Raw genomic sequence first — 22,015 nt, 5'->3', positions numbered from 1 at the left:
CGAAAGAATTCTACGCTAACTAAAAGGACGAAATGATGAAAGAACTGAATGCACAAGATGTACAAGACGTAAATGGTGCATGCCTCAACAATGTTTGTGTTTTCGACATTATTGACCGGTTGATTAACTAGTCACTTCAGTTAGAGATAAGCCTGGATCTTTTCCAGGCTCTCAATTCAACCAGACATCAGTGATTAAAACTACAGTTTATCTGGTGCAATAACGCCGCCAATGATGGCTTTAGCGATAGCATGATGTCGGTTGACCGCATCCAATTTATTGATGCAATTCTTGATATGGAAATTGATGGTACTTTCAGACACACCAATGATTTGAGAAGCTTCCCAAGAGGTTTTACCCTCAGCGGTCCAAGTCAGTACTTCTTTTTCTCTGTCTGTTAAGGTTTTTGGCTCACACACATTCACTCGGCTCATAGCAGAATGAAGATAAGGCCAAATAGAAAGCATGTTCGCTTCAATTTCAAATGCTTTATCATCTGGTATATGTTCACTGTTCGCGACAGAAAATACACCGATGGTGCCACCTTTCCCATGGATAGGAATGGAAATCCCATCTTTTAGCCCATATTCGACGGCTTTTTCCATGACTTCTTGTTGGTCTGTTGGCATAGCATCAAAGTCGCGGTGCCACAATATTGGAGCGACTCCACTTTTGGCATACTCTAATACAGGATCGCTTTGGCGGTAATTGTGTTCGAAGTACCACTCCATCCAGTCTTCTGGATAGTTATTGATCAAAAACACATCATAATGCTGTGTGTTCAATGGGGTAAATAATGCGATTAGGTAGTAATCGACTCCGAGTGTTTCAGTAATGTCGGCACATAGCCGCTTTAACTGAGGTTGAGTGGTCACTCCGTGACTACTTGAAATTAACTGTTTAACCATTCACCAGTTCCCTCTCTAATGGTTATTTATTCCCTGAATTTGTAGCATTATTCAATGATTAAGCGGTCGATAAGTATAATCTTGTCAATCGTTTAGATATTTATGTCATGCCGCCAATAGTAATAAAGTGCGAGTGATCTCACTGCATTTCGCTAAATTATTTGAAACGGGCTGATCAAAAACAAAGAAGTTGTCCAATATTCCACAGGGTGAATTGAGCGAAGGTTCGAGAGTCAACGTGGTGTATGAGAGTTTACCCAGCGTTGCAAAAACTGAATAAAGGCTAAAAGTGCTTCACTGTGCTTGAGTTGCTGAGGGAAAACCAAGTAGACCTCTCTTTTTTGGGTATAGTAAGGCTCCAATATTGCTGAAAGCTGACCTCGGTTCAGTGCTGGTTTAACAAGATAATCAGGCAGTTTAATGATGCCTTCACCCTCTATTGCGGCGTCATAAAGTAAAAAGTTGTCGTTGGCGTAAAACGTTCCTTTTGTTTCAGTTTCCTTTATCGTCCCTTGATCGGTGTATTGCCATGTGGTGAGGTGTGGGTCTGACAAACAGTTGTGTGAGCTCAAATCATCAGGTGTTAATGGCGTACCAAAAGTGTTGAGATAATCTGGTGATGCACAACATACATGTCGGTAATCCATTAAATGCTTGGCTATCATGTTTTCTGGCGGGGAACTCGTGGCTCTTATCGCAAGGTCAAAGGGCTGTTGAGTCAGATCTTGATTTGTGTAGCCAACATCGATATCAAAAGTGATGTCTGGATGGAGTTTACGAAAGGCTCGGCACGCAGGTACTAAATAACGTTGCCCAAAAATTGCCGCACTGGTGATGTTTAACTTCCCTTCAATTGCAGAAGCAGACTGCCTAATTTCTCTCTCCATAAGATGCACGGAAGAGGTAACACCTTGCATTTGCAGCAATACTTTTTGTCCTGACTGAGTCAGTCTAACGCTTCGCGTTGTACGTATCAGTAAGGTGACATCAAGATCACGTTCTAGGGCGTTAATCTGGGTAGACAAATAGCTGCGTGAAATCCCCAATTTATCGGCGGCTTGCCCAAAATTCAGGCATTCAGCCACAACACTAAATAAATAATAGCGTTCGAATCGTTTATGCAATCGCATTTCTTGTGGCAGTTTCATCTTTCACTCAAATCTTGAAGCGTCTATTGTTCCTTATAGTACATTTTATTGTTCTCTATAGAGAATAGTTAATTCTTAATGTGAGGTTTAATCGCAACGAAGCACCGTCTAATATTTAGGTATTACGTTTATGAGGTTTGAGGTAAAAATGTCTAATAATCAACAAAATAGTTTGGGCGTATATCGAAACGATCCGTTAGCTGATATTGAATTTATACAAGGGTACTGGCGAATGGGTGAGTGGGGGATGTCACCTGTTCAGAGGCTGGAATTTGTTAAGCAGCACATAGAGTTGGGAATAACCACCGTAGATCATGCTGCTATTTATGGTGGTGATGTCCCTTGCGAAACCTTGTTTGGTGAGGCACTAGCACTTGAGCCCTCCATCCGAGAGCAACTCCATATCATCACTAAGTTAGGCATTATCGCTCCTCAAACCGAAGGGGGAATTGCCTACTATGACAGCGGTCGTGGTGAGATAATCGGATCGGTAGAGCGCTCACTCAAGCAGCTGGGTGTAGAGCATGTCGATACACTGTTACTGCACCGACCTGATATTTTGCTTCAACCCGAAGAAGTCGCCGAAGCATTTGAAGTGTTAAGACGCTCAGGTAAAGTGTTGAATTTCGGTGTTTCTAACTTCACGACACATGAATTTTCTTCTCTTCAATCCTATTTAGATGTCACGTTAGTGACCAACCAAGTAGAGATTAACCCCATCAATATGCAAAGCCTCGAAGACGGAACATTGCATCAGTTGCAAGCCCAACGTCGCCGCCCAATGGCTTGGTCATGTTTGGCTGGAGGCAACCTTTTCAACCCATCAACTGAGCAAGATAACCGCGTGTTGACTGTGCTGGAAGAGATAAAAGAAGAAGTGTCAGCCGAATCGATTGATCAAGTGGTGTTTGCTTGGGTGATGGCATTACCATCTCGCCCAATCCCTATCATTGGAAGTGGTAAAATAGAACGCGTAAAAACCGCAGTCGCAGCCAAAAACATCTCGTTAACCCGTGAACAATGGTATCGAGTATGGACAGCTTCAAAAGGGCATGGTGTCGCGTAACTTATTGAAAGCAAAAAGGAGGCTATTGCCTCCTTTCTTCTTTAACTTTCTAACTATCAGCGATTTTTTGCCATTTCACGTAGCGCTTCTTTCTCGGCTTCGGATAGGAATGCGATGTCCAAGCCGTTGATTTGTGCTTGGCGAATTTGCTCTTGGCTCAAGCCTGCTGCTGGAGCTGCCACTTCAAATTCATAAGGCTGTTCGATGCCTTCAACTGCTGGGTCATCGGTATTAATACACGCTTTCACGCCATGCTCTAGGAACGTTTTCAGTGGGTGGTTAGCCAGTGATTCAACGGTGCTAGTTTGGAAGTTAGACGTTAGGCAAGATTCAATACCAATACCGTGTTCAGCAAGGTAATCCATCAGCTTAGGATCGTGAATCGCTTTCACACCGTGCCCGATGCGGACTGCGCCAAGTTCTTGAATTGCTTGCCACATACTTTCTGCGCCTGCCGCTTCACCTGCGTGAATCGTGACTTGTAGGCCTGCGTCTTGAACCTGTTTGAAGTGATTAACAAAGCGATCGCCTGGTTGACCAAGTTCATCACCTGCTAGATCAATAGCAACCAATTTGTCTTTGTGTGCAAGCAAACCATCCAGTTCTTGTTGGCAAGCATCTTGGCCAAATGTACGGCTCATGATTCCGATAAGGTTGGTTTTTACACCGTAGTCGCGCGAACCAGCTTGTACCCCATCAATAACCGCTTCTACTACACCTTCAATAGGCAGTTTATGTTTCATTGCCATGTAGTAAGGCGAGAAACGAAGTTCAGCGTAATCGATTTGAGCATTCAGTGCGTCTTCTACGTTTTCGTAAGCAATACGACGGCATGCATCCAAGTCACCCAGTACGGCTACACCCCAGTCTAACTTGGACAGGAATGCAACGAGTGAAGGCTCAGCTTCAACAATCTGTACGTGCGGACGAAGCGCTTCCAAATCGTATGCGGGAAGTGCCACGCCAAATTTTTTGCCAAGATCAAGAATCGTCTGGCTACGGACGTTACCGTCAAGGTGGCGGTGAATATCAGTTAAAGGCAGGTTTTTGGTGATCATGTTTACTTCCTAAATGCGACGAGTTTCGGCTAATTCGCCTAAGTATAAAAATCATTTAGTAAACTGTCAGTACCATAAGAACAGATTATTGTTTGATCAGTGCTGCTTTTCTTTAATGTTCACTAAATCTGTTGGCCATTCTGAGAAAGGAACCGGTCGGCTAAACAAAAATCCTTGCGCTTGAGGGCAGTCGAGTAAGCGAAGCAGTTCGGCTTGTTCTGTGGTTTCAACTCCTTCAGCCACAAGATTCACCTTGAAGCCTTTTGTGATGTTCACAATAGCGGCGACGACAGACGTCTCTATTTGTTCTCTTTCCAATTGAACGATGAACGATCGGTCGATTTTTAAGCAATCAAAGGGCAGTTTGTGGAGGTAGGCAAGCGATGAATAACCGGTTCCAAAGTCATCAATGGCGATCTTAATGTTTAAGTCTTTAATGGCTTGCATGTTTTTCAAGATGATTGGGTCGTTATCGACGATTCTTGATTCTGTAATCTCAAGCGTTAAGTTTTGGGCGTTTAGCCGCGTGTACTTAAGTACCATTTCCAATTCTTCGGTAAACCCTGGTTGGGACAATTGATTAACTGAAAGGTTAACGTGCAAGCTGAATTCGGAATGCCACTGACCACTTTGAATGGCATTGGCGGTATCACTGCATGCTTTCAGTAAGATTTGCGAACCAATGTCGCCAATTAAGCCGCTTTCTTCTGCAATAGGAATGAAGTCGAGAGGTGGTACGACACCATTTTCTTCAGAAACCCAACGTGCCAAGGCTTCAGCACCTAGAATTTCGCCACTTTCTAAATCAATGATGGGTTGATAAAACGGGACAAATTCACTGTTGGCAATCGCTTCATTTAAGTTGGCGAGAGTTTGTGTTTTCTTGCGAGAAACATCAGCCATTTCAGGGCGGTAGTACACAACGCGGAGCGCATCCTGTTTGGCGTGACTCAAGGCGATACTGCTATTGCGTAGCCACGTGCTCATATCATTTTTATCGCACGATAGAACAATACCTATGGAGACATTGACGACTACTGTTTCTGTACCCATATTGAACGGTGAGCTAAACGATTGCTTAATTCGGGTAATTAACTGCTCGACGGCCATTTCAGAGCCATTTCTCGGATCATAAATGGCGAATTCATCGCCCGCGACTCTGGCAAGCAATACGCGTTCGTGGCAGATATTCTTTAGTCGTTGAGCAATAATAGTTAACAGTTGGTCGCCACTGTAATGACCTAGGCTGTCGTTGATGTCTCGGAAGCGATCGATACCAATGAGTATCAAAGATCCGGGCAGGGAGGATTTCAGGTTACTGCTTGTTTCGATAAGACCTTGGCGGCTGTACAGCTGAGTTAAGGAGTCGTAGACCAATTGAGTTCGTAATGCTTCAAACGACGTTTTAAGGTTTTGAGTCATGTTGTTGAATGCCGACACCAACATACTGGTTTCAAATATTTTTCCAGGCTCTGGCATGGGGCTGTCCCAATCGCCTTTGGCTATTTCTCGTGCCGCATTTGCTGTCGTTGTAATCGGGTGTGTGATGCGATTAAACACCAATACGCCGATCAAAAAGCCCAATAAGCTGAAGGTCATACCAATAAGCCAACCACGCTGCTGTTGCTCTGGTAAATCGCCTAACAAATCGTGTTCAGAGATGGTAACGACGATGTACCATTCCAGCCCGTATGGGTTGGTGTAGCGAGACAATTTATTGAAGTAGCGTTCACCATTGGCAACGTAGTCAAACATAGCCGGTTGGCTTTTAGCTTCCAATTGGTTGCTCGCAATGTACTTTGCACTGGTTTGTACAATAGGGTTGGTGCTCTCTGTCGTTTGTAGCCGCTGCCCTTTTATGGTCATCGGCGTGCCTTTAGAAACCACACTCGAATTATCCGAATGCGCCACTAAGCTGTTATTTTGGTCGAAGATAAAAATTGAGGCAGCTGTTCTCTGCTTTTGATCAACAAGGAAGTTGTTGAATGTGTCGATTTTAATATCAGCGACCATGACTCCAATCAACTCATCGCTCACAATCACAGGAGTCGTTGCGGATAAGGTAATCTCTTGGCGTTCATCCGCATTGGTGTAGATGTTAGACCACGATGGGGAGCGCGATTCTGCCGCTGGGACATACCATGGGCGAATTCTGGGGTCGTAGCCTTGGAAGGTGGATTTGGCACCTGATTCGACATTTCTTCCAGAGTAGATAATTAAATCATATTTGGTGCGTTTGTCTTGAAGCATCAAGGTAAAATCAGAGGAGGATTCTCGTCTAAAGCCGACAAACTCACCTTCTTTGCCACCAAAACCCACCACATCTAAGTGGGGTATGTTTTTGTATAAATGATTAAAACTTATGGAGAGGAAGTTCTCGATTTGATCGAGATTACCGGTCTGATATAGCTCGTTAAATTCGACGGATTTACTTAACGTAATATTGGCTTGATAGGGCTCATCTAAAAAGATCGATAAACGGCTTTTCACGTTCTCAGTAAAAGCCATGAGCTGCTTATGGCTCAAATTAGACACCATATTCTCGAAGCTGCTCTTTTGTACGAATGCAATTACCCCAAATGTGAACATGAATACGATCACAAAGGGTAAAATGACAGCCATGCGTAAAGTAATCTTTTTATTCGCCATTGCCCTACATACAGTTAGTGAACGACATTCTGTAATCAAGATAAGAGGCGCTATTGTAAAGGCTAGATATCAAGCTCGCGAGTCTTTTTTGAACAATTCGACTAAATGTTTAACTCTTTTAGCTTTCTGGTGAGCGTATTCCGTCCCCATCCTAGAACTTTAGCGGCATCCTGCTTATGACCGTTAGTATGATTTAGCGCTGTTTTTAAAAGTATACGTTCAAATTCAGGGAGTGCATAAGAAAGGAGCTCAGTTTCGCCGGAAGTTAGAGCTTCTTTCGCCCATTCTTCAAGTTGAGACTGCCAACCGTCATTTTCATGCGAATTGGGCACGGATTTTGTCTCTTCGAACAATTCTCGCGGTAAGTCAGAGGGCAAAACTTCATTCCCGCTGGCCATTACGGTTAGCCAACGGCAAATATTTTCTAATTGACGAACGTTACCAGGCCAAGGCAGTTGATTGAGGTTAAGAACCGTGTCTGGATGTAAGGTTTTCATTTCTACGCCCAGCTCTTCTGCTGCGAGGTTCAAAAAGTGTTGCGTGAGTTTTTCAATGTCTTGCTTGCGTTCACGTAGGGCAGGGATGTGTACGCGAATAACATTCAAGCGGTGGAAGAGATCTTCACGAAAGTCCCCATCATGAACCAGTTTTTCTAGGTTTTGGTGTGTGGCGGCGATAATGCGTACATCCACATTGATAGGAGAATGACCACCAACGCGGTAAAACTGCCCGTCTGCCAAGACTCGCAGCAGCCGAGTTTGAATATCGAGTGGCATGTCACCAATTTCATCTAGGAACAAAGTGCCGCCGTTGGCCTGTTCAAAGCGCCCCTGCCGAACTGTGTTCGCTCCTGTAAATGCCCCTTTTTCATGCCCAAACAACTCGGATTCGATCAAATCTTTAGGGATCGCAGCCATGTTCAAGGCGATAAACGGGCTTTTGGCTCTAGGGCTATGGCGATGCAGAGCATGAGCGACCAGCTCTTTACCTGTACCAGATTCTCCGTTTATTAAAACGGAAATAGAAGAACGAGATAAACGTCCAATAGCACGAAATACTTCCTGCATAGCAGGGGCTTCGCCGATGATTTCTGGGGCGTCGCTGATAAGGGGATCAGTGCTTTCCTGATGCCTTTTCTGTTCGTGGCTGTGCGCGATGGCGCGTTCGACGAGTGTTAGGGTTTCATCAATATCGAAAGGTTTGGGCAGATATTCAAATGCCCCTTTTTGATAGGCATTAACCGCGGCGTCGAGATCCGAATGCGCCGTCATAATAATTACAGGCAAATCTGGGTATTGCTGATGAACTTCTTTAAGCAGATCTAAACCATCGATGCCGGGCATACGAATGTCAGACACCAGTACATCGGGTACTTGTCTTTCTAATGCCATAAGCACGCTTTCGGCATCGGCAAACGTTTCACACTGAATTTGTGCCGAGGATAAGGTCTTTTCCATAACCCAGCGGATAGAACTGTCGTCATCAACGACCCATACAAAGCCTTTACTCATTGCGCTCTCTCCTAACAGCAATACCTGATCATTTGATTGGTAAAATTATGGTGAATGTGGTTTTTCCTGGCCAGCTTTCGACATCGATTTTTCCCTGATGCTGGTCGATTAAGTTTTGTGAGATGGATAGTCCGAGCCCCGTGCCGCCCTCGCGTCCACTAACCATGGGGTAAAATAGTGTGTCTTGAAGCTCTCCAGGAATACCTGGACCGTTATCGATAATGTCTAACTTGGCAGCCAATTTGTAGCGCTGCCCATGAATGTTGGCTTGATGCACCGTTCTGGTGCGAAGCACAATTTCCCCGTGTTCTTGGTCGCCCAGAATTTGTGCTGCGTTACTGACAATGTTCAACAATGCTTGCTCAACTTGGTCTGAATCCATCATGAGCGGCGGTAAACTCGGATCGTAATCGCGCCGAATGGAGAGGGATTTTGTAGAATCTAACTCAACCAGCTGGCGGACTTTTTCTAGCGCGAGGTGAAGATTCGCTTCACGCTTTTCACCTGGTTTTTGTGGACCAAGTAGACGGTCGACCAATGCGCGAAGCCTATCGGCCTGTTCGATGATGATTTGCGTGTATTCACCAAGGCTTGGATCGGGCAACATTTTGGATAAAAGCTGCGCCGCCCCGCGAAGCCCCCCTAACGGGTTTTTGATTTCATGAGCTAGACCTCGAACCAGAACTTTTGCTGCTTGTTGCTGAGCGTGTTGATTCAACTCTTGGCTTAATCGGCGTTGCTGACCAATCTTTCGAAGCTCAACTAATAGGAGCAGTTGTTTTTCCCAAGTGAAAGGGCTGACCGTGACTTCGACCATTGTCGGTTTTCCATCAATCACAAAGGTGACGTCGCTGTCTGTGATGCTTTGGCCTGTCTGTAATGGTTGGGTCAGCATGCTTAAATCCATCGAAGCATGCTGGATCAGTTCTGCGAGCTTGTAGGTTTGAAGGCGTTTTGCACTTTGTGAGAAAAGCAGCTCTGCAGCAGGATTGGCGTAGTGCACAGCTAGCTGCTCATCCAGCAGCATGGTGGCTGTGACGATGTTCTCTAGAATGGCGGTAGAGCGCAGATCGAGGGTGGTCATGTCCTTACCTTATGGTTTGCACCAAAATGGTGCGACGCTTGTTTAGTATGGGGCATGAACCTTAAAAGAAAAAGTTAATAAGCCGAAATAAGCTCGTTAATCCTTATTATCCCGTGGATTTCACCCTCGCTCGATGCAAATGCACCGTTACTAAAGAGGTAGATGCAATAAGCTTGCCGTCTCTAATTGCTTGTACAGCAAGCACATGAGTACCTCTATCCACATTAACAAGCTGCCACAGTGGTTTATTTTGTGGAGCACCATAAGGCTTACCATCGAGCATCAATTGGAGCTGTTCACCAATACCAAGTTTTCGGTTTTGATCCACCTGAATATTGATGATGCCGCGATTGCTCCGGATGGTTTGATCTTGCTCTAGATTACTGATGGAAAGAGACAGTGGAGCCGCCTTCTTCGGCTTTTTCTTTTCATCAACCTTGGTCTTAGCTGTTTGTTTACTTTTCAGAGGTTTTGCCGGCGTAAAAACCGGATCTGGAGCACTTGTTTTGGCGTTTGGTAAAACAAACGATTCTTTTTTATTGGCAGGACCATCGGGTGGTGTGTCGCTGATGTGAAGGATGCCGTCGTCATCGACCCATGAGTAGACAGTTTGGGCAATGGCGGCAGGAGCAATCATCAAACTAAGCACAGGAAGTAGGGTGATCAGTTTCATTGTAAGCACCAGTGTAGAGTACGTTAAAAGTTATAAGCTGCGCCTCTTATTTTGTTTTTAAGTAAGGTAGGGCGTCACGCTAAAATGCTTGAGTTTTAACCTAATGCTAAGGGCTTGTTAATTAAAGTGAAATATAAAAAAGGCCCGCCTGCGAGGCGAGCCTAATAATTATGTAAATAATTACATCAATTTTACACTGAGTAGTAAAGTTCAAACTCAAGTGGGTGAGTCGTCATGTTGATTTGCTCAACTTCTTTAGACTTCAATGTGATGTAAGAATCGATGAAGTCATCAGAGAATACGCCACCTGCTGTTAGGAACTCACGATCTTCGTCTAGTGCTGCAAGCGCTTCTTGTAGAGATTCCGCAACTGTTGGGATCTCTGCCGCTTCTTCAGCTGGAAGGTCGTAAAGGTCTTTATCCATTGCTTCACCAGGGTGGATCTTGTTCTTAATACCGTCAAGACCAGCCATAAGCATACAAGCAAACGCTAGGTATGGGTTTCCTGTTGGATCTGGGAAACGTACTTCGATACGACGTGCTTTCGGGCTTGGTACCACAGGGATACGGATAGAAGCAGAACGGTTACGTGCAGAGTATGCAAGCATTACAGGTGCTTCGAAGCCAGGTACAAGACGCTTGTATGAGTTCGTAGAAGCGTTCGCGAATGCGTTGATTGCGCGAGCGTGCTTGATGATACCGCCAATGTAGTGAAGCGCCATTTCAGATAGGCCGCCGTACTTGTCGCCAGCGAACAGGTTAACACCGTCTTTCGCTAGAGATTGGTGTACGTGCATGCCGCTACCGTTGTCACCAACAAGTGGTTTAGGCATGAATGTCGCTGTCTTACCAAATGCGTGTGCAACGTTATGTACAACGTATTTGTAAATTTGGATTTCATCCGCTTTTTCAGTCAACGTGTTGAAACGTGTAGCGATTTCGTTTTGACCAGCAGTCGCAACTTCATGGTGGTGTGCTTCAACAACTAGACCCATTTCTTCCATGATCAAACACATAGCAGAACGGATATCTTGAGATGAATCGACTGGTGCTACTGGGAAGTAACCACCTTTAACGCCTGGACGGTGACCTTTGTTACCGCCTTCAATTTCAGAACCTGTGTTCCAAGCCGCTTCGATGTCGTCAATCTTAAAGAAAGAACCAGACATGTCAGTGTTGAATTTCACGTCGTCAAATAGGAAGAACTCTGGCTCAGGACCAACAAGAACTGTGTCTGCTACGCCAGATGAGCGCATGTATTCTTCAGCACGTTTAGCGATAGAGCGAGGGTCACGGTCGTAGCCTTGCATAGTAGCAGGCTCTAGAATGTCACAACGTACGTTTAGCGTTGCATCTTCAGTGAATGGGTCAAGAACTGCGCTTGATGCATCCGGCATCATCACCATGTCTGACTCGTTGATGCCTTTCCAGCCAGCAACAGAAGAACCATCGAACATTTTACCTTCTTCGAAGAAGTCTGCATCGATTTGGTGAGCAGGGATAGAAATGTGCTGTTCTTTACCTTTAGTGTCGGTAAAGCGTAGGTCAACAAACTTAACTTCGTTTTCTTGGATTAACGATAGAACGTTTTCTACTGACATCTTGGATAACCTCCAGTGTTATTAAAGCGTTGGTGCACAAGTTTAGTTAAACCGGCATTGATTAATATAAACATTTAATAGCATTAATCGATGACAGTTCTGTGAAAGCTAAAAGTGTGCCAAAAAATAGATCCTTTAAATATCATGTAGTTATAAGTTCATTCGCAATTTTGGTGCTTCATGTTGCACCATAATGATCTGCATTTGCACTTATATGGTGCAAACAAAATGAACTTACTAACACGATAGAGTCAGACCTATTCAGCGATCAATTGGCATGTTTGTCAATCGACTTTTTACGACCCGAAAATCAAGTTTTTTGGCTTTAAAATGGTTTAATTAACTCAAATGTTACAAATAGCGCCACTTTTCGCCGCTTGAGATCACATATTCCTAGGCTTTTTCCTAAAATCTGGTACATTATTGACCGTTTTTTAAATCAAGTAAGCGGCTATTCGTCATGACACAAATGTGATGGGGGAGGCGGCTTCTTTTATAAGTGAATCTAGATCCATGGCTACCCCACAGATTGATAAATTGAGAAATATCGCGATCATCGCGCACGTTGACCACGGTAAAACGACTCTGGTTGATAAATTGCTACAACAATCAGGCACCCTTGAGTCTCGCGGCGAAGCGGAAGAGCGAGTCATGGACTCGAACGACATCGAGAAAGAGCGTGGCATTACCATTCTTGCTAAAAACACAGCAATTAACTGGAATGACTACCGCATCAACATCGTAGATACCCCTGGACACGCCGATTTCGGTGGTGAAGTTGAGCGTATCATGTCGATGGTTGATTCTGTTCTGCTTATCGTTGATGCGGTTGATGGCCCAATGCCTCAAACGCGCTTCGTAACGCAAAAAGCGTTTGCACACGGACTTAAGCCGATTGTTGTTATCAACAAAATTGACCGTCCTGGTGCTCGTCCTGATTGGGTTATGGATCAAGTATTCGACTTATTCGACAACCTAGGCGCAACCGACGAACAGCTAGACTTCCAAGTGGTTTACGCATCAGCACTTAACGGCTGGGCTACGCTAGAAGAGGGCGAAGAAGGCGAGAACATGGAACCATTGTTCCAAGCAGTTGTAGATACTGTTGAAGCGCCTAACGTTGATATCGACGGTTCACTTCAAATGCAAATCTCTCAACTTGATTACAGCTCATACGTAGGTGTTATTGGTGTTGCTCGTGTTACTCGTGGTTCTGTTAAGCCAAACCAACAAGTGACCATCGTGAGTTCAGATGGCAAGCAGCGTAACGGTAAAGTGGGTACTGTACTGGGTTACCTAGGTCTAGAGCGCCATGAAGTTGAACAAGCAAACGCTGGTGACATCATTGCAATTACAGGTCTTGGTGAGCTGAAAATCTCAGACACTATCTGTGATCAAAACAACGTTGAAGCAATGAAGCCGCTTTCTGTTGATGAGCCAACAGTAACCATGACGTTCCAAGTAAACACTTCTCCGTTCGCGGGTAAAGAAGGTAAGTTCGTGACGTCTCGTAACATTCTTGAGCGTCTAGAGAAAGAATTGGTTCACAACGTAGCACTGCGTGTTGAAGAAACGGATAACCCAGATCGTTTCCGTGTATCTGGTCGTGGTGAGCTTCACCTATCTATCCTAATTGAAAACATGCGCCGTGAAGGCTTCGAGCTAGCGGTATCGCGCCCTGAAGTTATCATCAAAGAAGAAGATGGTCAGCTGATGGAACCGTACGAAACGGTAACCATCGACGTGCTAGAAGAGCACCAAGGTGGCATCATGGAGAACATCGGCTTACGTAAAGGTGAGCTAACAGACATGTCTCCAGATGGTAAAGGTCGTGTACGCATGGACTTTATGATGCCTTCTCGTGGTTTGATTGGTTTCCAAACGGAATTCCTAACGCTAACGTCTGGCTCTGGTCTTCTTTACCATACGTTCGATCACTACGGTCCACACAAAGGTGGCGTAATTGGTCAGCGTAACAATGGCGTATTGGTTTCGAACGCAACAGGTAAGGCACTGACTTACGCACTGTTCAACCTACAAGATCGTGGTCGTCTATTTGCAGAGCACGCAGACGAAGTTTACGAAGGTCAAATCATCGGCATTCATAACCGTTCGAACGACTTAACTGTGAACTGTTTGAAAGGTAAGCAGCTAACTAACGTTCGTGCATCTGGTACAGATGAAGCGCAGGTTCTGTCTCCACCAATCAAGTACACGCTAGAGCAAGCACTTGAGTTTATTGATGAAGATGAACTAGTCGAAGTAACGCCAGAAAACATTCGCATCCGTAAGAAATTACTTACTGAGAACGAACGTAAGCGTGCTGCGCGTCCAGCAAAGTAATTCATAACGCCGGAAAATAATGAAGCCCTGTCAGTTTTGCTGGCGGGGCTTTTTGTTATATTGGATCCAAACCCTCTCTTGCCATTTCAAGTTGTTCTAAGTTGTTGGACTTTGGGTTAATATTAGATTTATAAAATTGATAATATGCGACGATCGCCATAATGTACTTTTCCAATTCAATATAAAGGAAAACGTTATGATCAGAACTTCGCTACTGTTATCGTCTATGTTGTTATCCTCTGCGGCGTTCGCCGATTGCCAGGTTCCGGAATCTCTCGCAGGCATGACACTTGTGAGTGTGGTTGACCCCATCTATAGCCAACAAAACCCTAATGCAGGCGCAATTGCTAAAGTTTCGTATTCTGCTGAAGAGTACCTTACTGAGTTCCTCAATCGAGAAATAGGTCCCTTCAAAGGGAAATATCGATACAAAGTATTAGATAAAGACAACGGTATTGGTTTGTATATTGGTGATGAATCTTTACCAGAAAATAAACCCACTCATACTGTTCTATTCAAGTGCCTAACAAACAAACGCGGTTTGGCTATCTTTACCCAAAGAGTTGGACAAAATGAGTCTGTAGGTCGGCAAAACTCTCTCGTCTATACCATCGAATCTCATCGTTAATTTGATGTCCCTAATCGTTGTTATCATTAGGGGCTTCCAACAGCTTCGGATTGTTAACCCTTTCAAATATCGAAATTTTTGAGTAACTATTCAGTCAATATCTTTGCTTGGAATTTGTCCTAAATTGGATGCGCCTCATGATCAATAATCAATGATGACTTTGTCATTTTCACATTCCTCACATCATCGACACATATTTCCTAAAAAGCTCTCAGTCAAATTTGTTGAATCAAAATTCTCCTTCTAAGTGTTAATAGCCTTTGGGTAGTAGGCAGATGCATTGGGCATGGAAGTTTAATCAGTAACGTGCCTTTAACATTAAAAATCAATGGAGTGTAGAATGAAACTCAACACCACTGGGCTATTTTTAGCCCTTTCAGTCACAAGTGCGTTAACGTCCCAGGCTATTGCAGCCAATCGAGTCAACTTGGATGAAGGTGCGGAAAGAAGCCAACTAATGTCTATTTCAGAGCTGGTCGAGCAACATCAGTTTGAAACAACGGCTTCAGTAAAACTCAATAATGACATCTCAAAAACCAAGCTACAGCAAATGTACAAAGGGATCCCTGTTTATGGTGAAAGCTTAGTTTCGACCGCGAGTGCACTTCGGTCGGCAGAGAGCTTTTCAGGCGATTTGATCACGGGAATCGAACAAGACCTTTCCGATGTGATCCCATCAATATCAGAAAATGAAAGTGTTTCCATATTGGCTCAGCATTGGAATCACGACCTGATAAAAGTGTCCCAACCTGAGAAGAACTTAGTGGTATGGTTGGACGAAAAAGACACGGCACATTTGGCGTGGCAAGTCTCTTATGTCGTCTATGCAGAAGATCCGTCCCGTCCTTATGCATTTATAGATGCTAAAAGTGGCGCTATTTTAGATACGTGGGATGCGATCGCTTTTGCACAAGGAACCGGACCTGGGGGAAACGCGAAAACAGGTCGCTATCATTTTGGTACCGATTACCCTGCGTTTGACGTGAAAGAGATAAATGGCACTTGCAGCCTTGATTCTGCCAATGTTGAAACGCTAGATATGAAGCAGCAGCAAGCGGGCGGCTCAATCCACTCCTTTAACTGTTATGAAAACACCAGTCGCGAAGTGAATGGCGCCTATTCACCACTGAACGATGCCCATGCCTTTGGGCAAGTGGTGTTCAAAATGTATAAGGACTGGTATCAAACAGCGCCGCTAACCCAAAAGCTTAGGCTACGCGTTCATTACGGTAACAGTTACGAAAACGCATTTTGGGATGGTCGCCAGATGACCTTTGGTGATGGTGCGACGCGCTTTTACCCATTAGTCAGCTTGGATGTGGTCGCCCACGAAGTCAGCCATGGTTTCACTCAGCAAAATTCCAATCTTGAATATAAAAACCAGTCAGGTGGGATGAACGAAGCGTTTTCTGACATTTCTGCTGCTGCCGCAGTTTATTACCATACCGGGAGCTTTAACTGGAAAATCGGCGATCAGATATTCAAAGGCTCAGGTTCTATGCGCTACATGGATACGCCATCACGTGATGGTAAATCCATTGATCATGCTAAGGATTACCGCCAGGGGCTGAATGTGCATTATAGCTCTGGCGTATATAACCGTTCATTTTATCTGTTGGCTAATACCCAAGGTTGGGATATTCGCAAAGCCTTCGACGTATTTGTGTTAGCTAACCAGATGTATTGGACACCGCGATCGACTTACGACCAAGGTGCCGTGGGTGTTGTGAAAGCGGCAGTAGATTTAGGGTACTGTGTCGATGACATCGTTTATGCCTTTAACAAAGTGGGAGTGAATGCTGGCGCACTGACAGGGCAAGGATGTAAGGATATTCCTACAGATCGTCCTCCTTTAGCGGTTTTTGACGCTTCTGTATCGGGTAAGCAAGTCACGGTCACGGATCGTTCATCTGATGACAAAGGAGTCGCTGGTCACCAGTGGTCGTTCGGTGATGGGGCGATGTCCACACAACCTAATACCGCGCATACTTACAATGCTGCAGGGAGCTATACGGTTACCCTAACGGTCACTGACACCACAGGGCAGACCAATTCGTCGAGCCAGTCCATAACCATTGTTGATAACGGGAATTGTACGACACCGCTGTGGGATGCAGACACCATTTACCTGAAGGGCGACAAAGTTTCCCAAGCAGGTAAAAACTACGAAGCCAAATGGTGGACTCAAGGTGAAGACCCCACTCAAACAGGTACATGGGGAGTTTGGCGAGACTTAGGGGCTTGTCAGTAAATAGAAGAAAGTAAAAGTCAGTAACTAAAAGCGAGAGGGGGCATTTCTGCTCCCTCTTTATAATACGCCGAGTAAGCTGAGCCCGTAGACGCAAAGCCAAGCTGCAATACCCGCCAAAATGTCATCCAACATAATGCCTAGCCCCCCTTTTAGCTTTTTGTCTGCCCAACTGATCGGATAGGGTTTTAAAATGTCAAAAGCACGGAAAAGGAAAAACGCTGCGAGCAAGTAACCCCATTCAAACGGAAAGGCGATCATCGCTATGTAAAACCCCGCCACTTCATCCCATACGATCATTTGCGGGTCTTTTTCTCCAAGCTCTTTTGCGGTTTTATCGCAGCAGAGAATGCCATACACGCAAATTACTAGCCCTAGAGCGAGTTGCCACATCACGCTGGTTTGGCCTACGACATAAATAAGTGGAATAGCGGCTAACGCACCAATGGTGCCAGGTAGTTTTGGTGCAAGCCCAAGCCCAAAACCGAGGGCGAAAAATTGATGTGGTTTAAGAAGATTAATTTTCCCTGAAGTATTCATGCAAAGTCTCTTTGTAAAAGTTGATAGCCCAATTTCTTTCTGATCGCCCGCATTGCTAATCCATTTTGAATGAAGAGCGAAAAAGTGCAGCCAAGCGCTGCCCCGTAAGCACCAAATTGCCAGCTTAATGTGAGGGTCACAAATGCACTGAGTATGCAGCTGTAAATCAGTACCCAACTGAAACTCTTCTCGTTATGCGTCATCATCAAAATGACTCCCACCGACCCTGACCAAACGTTAAACAATTGACCAAGAAGAAAGACAAAAAAATAAGGTATCGCTGATGAATACTGTCCCCCAAGGTAGTAGAGAGCGATAGCTCCAATAACACAAATGGCGAAAAAATAGGGAGGTAACCATGCTCTTAAAATTCGAATGGATAACGCTACGAGTTGCCTTAATTCACCAGATGCTTGGTCTAAATAAGCGGCGGCGAGCTTAGGGGCAATGACGTAATTCATCGAAAACAGCGGAATTGCCAAGGTCACAGAAAGCTTTTGTGCGAGAGAAAGGAGAGCAAAGTCCGAGTCACTAATAAAAGGGCTTGCCAGTAGTAAACCGCCCCACATGAGCCATTGCTGCATCAGCGCATTGAGCGCGAACGTTTTCCACGATTTGTGGTTTGCATCTTCAGTTTTACTATTCGAGTTAGGTGAAGTGCCGGATAACAACCAAACAGTAAATGATAATGCTGTAACGGAAGCACAACTCATTAAATAGAGCTCCAAAAGCTTGGTGTGTTCCAGTGAACTTTTAGATTGGGAGAGGAGTAAAGTGCCCATAACAATAGGAATAGCAAAAAATTGCAGTGAACTTGCCAAAATAGGACGATTTTTTCCTTGTAAAAGCCCGCACCAAAGAAACAAAAATGTTGTAAGTGAAGTGCAACTAACAAGAAGGAGCATGACTTTGGTCAGATAATCACGATTCAGCCAACTGGTCAAATCTGATGAGTATTGTACGAAAAAAAGACTAAAAAGGGTCGTGACCGCCGCAACTATTGTAAATAGCTTGCCGATTTCTGGTGTCCAATTTTTACCGTTAAGCGTTTGGCTCAATCTCACCAAGAGCGGAGGTAAGCCTAAAGTCAGCATGCTTGAAAATAGTTGTATAAAAGTTAAGCCAAACAAAAACTTACCGATTTCATCTGCCGTTCCTCGACTGGTAATGAGTGAAAGCATAATGAACTCAATGGCTGCACTGCATAGGATGATATTTCCGACCAATAAAACCTTTCTTTTTGTCTCTTTTGTTTTAATTGTCAATACTGACCTCTATTTTATAAAGTAATTGTTGGTTATTTGAATGGTATTTCAGCATGTTTACAGTAAGTTTTCATCATATTAATATTTTGTTGCATATTGGTTGGCTAATGAAATTATCTATAAATCATTCATTTATAAAACCCGCTTGAAATTCATGACGGTTGGATAGGTGGAAGTAAGATTTACAGAATGGATTTCTGCATATACGGATATTTATTGATATTTAAGGATGATTGATGGGAAAGATTAAGGTTGCGATTGCAGGCGTTGGTAACTGCGCCAGTTCACTGATTCAGGGTATTCATCACTACGGAAAACCAGAGAACCAATCCGTATCGAATGGTCTTATGCAAGATAAGATTGGACCGTGGCGTTGTAGCGATATTGAGGTGGTCTCGGCTTTCGATATCGATGAGAGAAAGGTTAACCAACCACTCCACAAAGCCATATTTGCCAAGCCAAACTGCACTCAGGTATTTGCTCCGGATGTTCCTAAGTCTGATGTGATTGTTCAAATGGCACCCGTGCTTGATGGATTCAGTAGTCACATGGAAGAGTACCCAGACGACCACGCTTTTCGTATCGCTGATCAAGCGCCTGTCGATATCGTCAATACACTGAAGGAAAGCGGTGCTCAAGTGCTGGTTTGCTACCTCCCCGTTGGGTCGGAGCAAGCGGTAAAGCATTTCGCAGAAGCGTGCCTAGAAGCCAAAGTTGCCATGGTGAACTGTGTTCCTGTTTTCATTGCTTCTAACCCTGAGTGGGCAGAACGCTTTCGCCAAGCGGGCGTACCGATCGTCGGTGACGATATCAAGAGCCAAGTGGGCGCAACCATTGTTCACCGAGCGCTGACGAAGTTGTTTGACAATCGAGGTGTCTCACTGAAACGTACTTACCAGTTAAACACCGGTGGAAACACAGATTTCTTGAACATGCTTGCTCACGAGCGTTTGAAATCGAAAAAAATCTCTAAAACTCAATCCGTTAATTCTCAGCTGGATACACCGCTGGATGCGAGAGACATCCACATCGGTCCTTCCGACTATGTGCCATGGCAGGAAGACAACAAGCTGTGCTTTATTCGCATGGAAGGCGAAGGCTTTGGAGGGCAACCACTGGAGTTAGAGCTTAGATTGTCGGTACAGGACTCTCCGAACAGCGCGGGTGTGGTTGTGGATGCTATTCGCAGTGCTGGATTAGCTGTTCAACGTGGATTAGGTGGCCCTATTGAGTCGGTTAGTGCTTACTTTATGAAGAGCCCGCCAGTACAAATCCCCGATGCACGAGCCCATGAATTAGTCGAAGCCTTCTTTAGGGTTCAACAGGATGTTGAAGAACCTGTCGCGGAACTTTCAACCTGCTAATCAAGTTGAAGAAGACATCTGGGAAAGGGATTTATGATCACCAGCTATAAGCAGTTTTTCAGCGCGACGTTTAAAGCGCCTATTCATTTAAGTGCCAAATTGACAATTAAATGTGGATTCAATGCCAATGCCATCACGCTTTTGGCGTTACTGCTCGCCATTGCCGCCAGCGTTATGCTGGTGGTAACGGAGAACTTTCTTTGGTTTGCTTATGCCGTAGCAGGTATTGGGTACTTAGACTTGTTAGATGGTGCGGTGGCGAGAGCGTCCAATACATGCAGCCGTTTTGGCGCGTATTTCGATGCCATGTGCGACCGTATTGTGGACGCCGTCACCGTATTTGCTATCGCATGGGTGAGTGGATTGTGGCCTCTGTGTTTCGCGTATGTGGTTGGCTCACTGCTGGTGAGTTATGCCAAATCGCGTGCCGCGATGGAAGTGTCTGTAAGCAATACTTCTTGGCCAGATCTCATGGAGCGTACGGAGCGTTTTATTCTATTCACACTCATTCTCCTTACCTACGGGCTGTTCCCAGACTTTCTTTTTGCGGGTTATAGCCTTTTAGCTTGGGGCTTTGCGGTGAGTTGCGTTCTGATTTACTTAACATTGCTTCAACGTTGGTATCGAGCTTGGAGGTTGTTGCAGTGAGCGGGTTACAACCCATTGCAAGTTGGACCCATACTTGCGCCACTCGCACACAGGTATCTCAAGCCCCTGCGCTTAACGAACCTAAGCCATACATTGCGCGAGGTGGTGGATGCAGCTTTGGTGATGCGGCTTTTTTGTCGAACGATTTAACGGTCACCAATATTGCCAAGCCCTCCATTTCCATTAATGCGGATACCTTGAGTTGTCGAGTTTCTGCAAACTTTGAAATGGGAGAGTTGCACCGAACATTGCTCATGAATGGATACCAGTTCCCCGTTTATGGTGGAACGCAATGGGCAACCGTGGGAGGAGCAACGGCAAGCGACATTCACGGCAAGAATCACCATCGAGTAGGAAGCTTTGGTCGGCATGTGAATGCCATTGAGCTTCAACTGGCGAGTGGTGAAGTCGTCATTTGTAGCCCCTATGTTAATGCAGAGCTTTTTGCCGCAACGATAGGGGGAATGGGGCTGACGGGTATGATTCTAAACGTCGAACTAAAAATTCGACCCGTTGAGTTCACATCCGTTGTTGAGCAAAAAGTGCTTTTCTCTAGCTTTGATGAAATGCTGGCACTTCTAAAGCAGAACCCAGACTTTCATTATGCGTGCCTTTACGTTGTGGATGAACCGATAAACGGGTGGTACCTCAGCGCGAATTACAGCGATGAACAATGCGATATACCAAAGCAGCCCAAAGATTGGACGTGGTTGCCTCACCTGCCAATTGTTCGCGACTCTACATTAAAGTTGGCGAACCATATCGCCCGAAAAAATACACATAACAAGCAAAAGATAAAGCACGTGTTTGGGTATAACTACGGCGGTCCTCACCAAATGGTGAAGCAAGCAAACCGTTTTTTGCCGCGTTCTGGTGTGATTGAATTTCACTACCATCTTAGTGATGAGTATTTTGCTCACTCATTGGAATTGCTGGTAGCAATGTCGCGCAGTGCGAATGTCCAACTCACGCATTTGGTGGTCAAGAGAATGGGCGATTTTGAATCTCCCGGAATGCTTTCGTTTACTGCGTCTGGCTGGGCTATCAATTTTCAGCTTCAGGACTCATCAGAATCGAGAGCGTTCTTATCTGTCTTTGCCCACGAACTCTCTCCTATGAACCCTCGATATTATTTGGCGAAAGATTCGAGCATCAACGCTGAACAGTATCTTGCCTCAGAGCCGAATTTAGCACGCTGGCAGGCGCTAGTGAAAAGTGTTGATCCAACGCATTTGCTTCGTTCCGATCTTTCGCAGCGGCTTAATTTAAAACCTTGGTAAA

General features: G+C 44.9%; 17 protein-coding genes. 7 read left to right on the top strand and 10 right to left on the bottom strand.

From position 1 onward, the window contains the following. Positions 1-200: 200 nt before the first annotated feature. Together VPNCDNU1_RS10465 and VPNCDNU1_RS10460 are read right to left on the bottom strand one after the other, a co-directional pair. The gene (locus VPNCDNU1_RS10465) at positions 201-908 is read right to left on the bottom strand and encodes a helix-turn-helix transcriptional regulator (RefSeq protein ID WP_104400280.1); all 708 of its coding nucleotides are present in this window, start codon (positions 906-908) and stop codon (positions 201-203) included. 233 nt (positions 909-1,141) lie between these two features. Continuing rightward, a complete protein-coding gene (locus VPNCDNU1_RS10460; RefSeq protein WP_104400279.1) occupies positions 1,142-2,056 on the bottom strand; it encodes a LysR family transcriptional regulator in 915 nt (304 codons plus the stop codon). Positions 2,057-2,204: 148 nt separating this feature from the next. On the opposite strand from VPNCDNU1_RS10460, the gene VPNCDNU1_RS10455 reads away from it, so the two are divergent. After that, on the top strand, positions 2,205-3,122 hold the full coding sequence (locus VPNCDNU1_RS10455; protein WP_104400278.1) for an aldo/keto reductase: 918 nt from the start codon (positions 2,205-2,207) through the stop codon (positions 3,120-3,122). Between the two features lie 56 nt (positions 3,123-3,178). On the opposite strand, the gene add is transcribed toward VPNCDNU1_RS10455, so the two are convergent. The 6 genes from add to glnA all read right to left on the bottom strand — a co-directional run bounded on the left by add (position 3,179) and on the right by glnA (position 11,698). Next, complete coding sequence (add, locus tag VPNCDNU1_RS10450) at positions 3,179-4,180, bottom strand: adenosine deaminase (protein ID WP_104400277.1); 1,002 nt, start codon at positions 4,178-4,180, stop codon at positions 3,179-3,181. A 96-nt stretch (positions 4,181-4,276) separates the two neighbouring features. Then, the gene (locus tag VPNCDNU1_RS10445) at positions 4,277-6,829 is read right to left on the bottom strand and encodes a bifunctional diguanylate cyclase/phosphodiesterase (protein ID WP_104400276.1); all 2,553 of its coding nucleotides are present in this window, start codon (positions 6,827-6,829) and stop codon (positions 4,277-4,279) included. A 101-nt stretch (positions 6,830-6,930) separates the two neighbouring features. Then, the gene (gene glnG / locus VPNCDNU1_RS10440) at positions 6,931-8,340 is read right to left on the bottom strand and encodes a nitrogen regulation protein NR(I) (protein WP_104400275.1); all 1,410 of its coding nucleotides are present in this window, start codon (positions 8,338-8,340) and stop codon (positions 6,931-6,933) included. A gap of 28 nt (positions 8,341-8,368) precedes the next feature. Next, positions 8,369-9,424 (bottom strand): nitrogen regulation protein NR(II), encoded by a 1,056-nt coding sequence (glnL, locus tag VPNCDNU1_RS10435; protein ID WP_104400274.1) that lies wholly within the window; start codon positions 9,422-9,424, stop codon positions 8,369-8,371. Between the two features lie 106 nt (positions 9,425-9,530). Then, the gene (locus VPNCDNU1_RS10430) at positions 9,531-10,097 is read right to left on the bottom strand and encodes a DUF4124 domain-containing protein (RefSeq protein WP_104400273.1); all 567 of its coding nucleotides are present in this window, start codon (positions 10,095-10,097) and stop codon (positions 9,531-9,533) included. Positions 10,098-10,288: 191 nt separating this feature from the next. Next, positions 10,289-11,698 (bottom strand): glutamate--ammonia ligase, encoded by a 1,410-nt coding sequence (glnA, locus tag VPNCDNU1_RS10425; RefSeq protein ID WP_104400272.1) that lies wholly within the window; start codon positions 11,696-11,698, stop codon positions 10,289-10,291. Between the two features lie 513 nt (positions 11,699-12,211). On the opposite strand from glnA, the gene typA reads away from it, so the two are divergent. From typA to VPNCDNU1_RS10410, 3 genes are all read left to right on the top strand, one after another. Beyond that, positions 12,212-14,041, top strand: a complete 1,830-nt coding sequence (gene typA, locus VPNCDNU1_RS10420) for a translational GTPase TypA (RefSeq protein ID WP_104400271.1) — start codon at positions 12,212-12,214, stop codon at positions 14,039-14,041. A 196-nt stretch (positions 14,042-14,237) separates the two neighbouring features. Beyond that, positions 14,238-14,669 carry a hypothetical protein gene (locus VPNCDNU1_RS10415; RefSeq protein WP_104400270.1) on the top strand — a complete coding sequence of 144 codons (432 nt, stop codon included), beginning with the start codon at positions 14,238-14,240 and terminating at the stop codon, positions 14,667-14,669. 340 nt (positions 14,670-15,009) lie between these two features. Next, positions 15,010-16,920 (top strand): M4 family metallopeptidase, encoded by a 1,911-nt coding sequence (locus tag VPNCDNU1_RS10410; protein WP_104400269.1) that lies wholly within the window; start codon positions 15,010-15,012, stop codon positions 16,918-16,920. Between the two features lie 57 nt (positions 16,921-16,977). Here VPNCDNU1_RS10410 and VPNCDNU1_RS10405 read toward each other — a convergent pair whose 3' ends face one another. Beyond that, complete coding sequence (locus tag VPNCDNU1_RS10405; RefSeq protein ID WP_104400268.1) at positions 16,978-17,457, bottom strand: phosphatidylglycerophosphatase A family protein; 480 nt, start codon at positions 17,455-17,457, stop codon at positions 16,978-16,980. Beyond that, positions 17,454-18,587 carry a lipopolysaccharide biosynthesis protein gene (locus VPNCDNU1_RS10400; protein ID WP_167404767.1) on the bottom strand — a complete coding sequence of 378 codons (1,134 nt, stop codon included), beginning with the start codon at positions 18,585-18,587 and terminating at the stop codon, positions 17,454-17,456. The genes VPNCDNU1_RS10405 and VPNCDNU1_RS10400 overlap by 4 nt, the downstream gene beginning before the upstream one ends. A gap of 371 nt (positions 18,588-18,958) precedes the next feature. Between VPNCDNU1_RS10400 and VPNCDNU1_RS10395 the strand changes: the two genes are divergently transcribed. Genes VPNCDNU1_RS10395 through VPNCDNU1_RS10385 form a run of 3 tightly spaced genes read left to right on the top strand, consistent with a single transcriptional unit; the run spans position 18,959 to position 22,014 of the window. Beyond that, on the top strand, positions 18,959-20,086 hold the full coding sequence (locus VPNCDNU1_RS10395; RefSeq protein WP_104400266.1) for an inositol-3-phosphate synthase: 1,128 nt from the start codon (positions 18,959-18,961) through the stop codon (positions 20,084-20,086). Positions 20,087-20,119: 33 nt separating this feature from the next. Next, complete coding sequence (locus VPNCDNU1_RS10390; protein ID WP_104400265.1) at positions 20,120-20,734, top strand: CDP-alcohol phosphatidyltransferase family protein; 615 nt, start codon at positions 20,120-20,122, stop codon at positions 20,732-20,734. Continuing rightward, positions 20,731-22,014 carry an FAD-binding oxidoreductase gene (locus VPNCDNU1_RS10385; RefSeq protein ID WP_167404766.1) on the top strand — a complete coding sequence of 428 codons (1,284 nt, stop codon included), beginning with the start codon at positions 20,731-20,733 and terminating at the stop codon, positions 22,012-22,014. Before VPNCDNU1_RS10390 ends, VPNCDNU1_RS10385 begins: the two co-directional genes overlap by 4 nt. The last annotated feature ends 1 nt before the right edge of the window (position 22,015 follow it).

This window comes from Vibrio penaeicida, assembly GCF_002933855.1.
In the GTDB taxonomy this organism is placed as follows: Bacteria; Pseudomonadota; Gammaproteobacteria; order Enterobacterales; family Vibrionaceae; genus Vibrio; species Vibrio penaeicida_A.
This window is presented reverse-complemented; position numbering and strand designations above follow the sequence as displayed.

Coding starts and splice junctions, on each gene's coding strand:
- VPNCDNU1_RS10465 (WP_104400280.1), bottom strand. CDS start 908: ATGGTTAAACAGTTAATTTCAAGTAGTCACGGAGTGACCACTCAACCT.
- VPNCDNU1_RS10460 (WP_104400279.1), bottom strand. CDS start 2,056: ATGAAACTGCCACAAGAAATGCGATTGCATAAACGATTCGAACGCTAT.
- VPNCDNU1_RS10455 (WP_104400278.1), top strand. CDS start 2,205: ATGTCTAATAATCAACAAAATAGTTTGGGCGTATATCGAAACGATCCG.
- add (WP_104400277.1), bottom strand. CDS start 4,180: ATGATCACCAAAAACCTGCCTTTAACTGATATTCACCGCCACCTTGAC.
- VPNCDNU1_RS10445 (WP_104400276.1), bottom strand. CDS start 6,829: ATGGCGAATAAAAAGATTACTTTACGCATGGCTGTCATTTTACCCTTT.
- glnG (WP_104400275.1), bottom strand. CDS start 8,340: ATGAGTAAAGGCTTTGTATGGGTCGTTGATGACGACAGTTCTATCCGC.
- glnL (WP_104400274.1), bottom strand. CDS start 9,424: ATGACCACCCTCGATCTGCGCTCTACCGCCATTCTAGAGAACATCGTC.
- VPNCDNU1_RS10430 (WP_104400273.1), bottom strand. CDS start 10,097: ATGAAACTGATCACCCTACTTCCTGTGCTTAGTTTGATGATTGCTCCT.
- glnA (WP_104400272.1), bottom strand. CDS start 11,698: ATGTCAGTAGAAAACGTTCTATCGTTAATCCAAGAAAACGAAGTTAAG.
- typA (WP_104400271.1), top strand. CDS start 12,212: ATGGCTACCCCACAGATTGATAAATTGAGAAATATCGCGATCATCGCG.
- VPNCDNU1_RS10415 (WP_104400270.1), top strand. CDS start 14,238: ATGATCAGAACTTCGCTACTGTTATCGTCTATGTTGTTATCCTCTGCG.
- VPNCDNU1_RS10410 (WP_104400269.1), top strand. CDS start 15,010: ATGAAACTCAACACCACTGGGCTATTTTTAGCCCTTTCAGTCACAAGT.
- VPNCDNU1_RS10405 (WP_104400268.1), bottom strand. CDS start 17,457: ATGAATACTTCAGGGAAAATTAATCTTCTTAAACCACATCAATTTTTC.
- VPNCDNU1_RS10395 (WP_104400266.1), top strand. CDS start 18,959: ATGGGAAAGATTAAGGTTGCGATTGCAGGCGTTGGTAACTGCGCCAGT.
- VPNCDNU1_RS10390 (WP_104400265.1), top strand. CDS start 20,120: ATGATCACCAGCTATAAGCAGTTTTTCAGCGCGACGTTTAAAGCGCCT.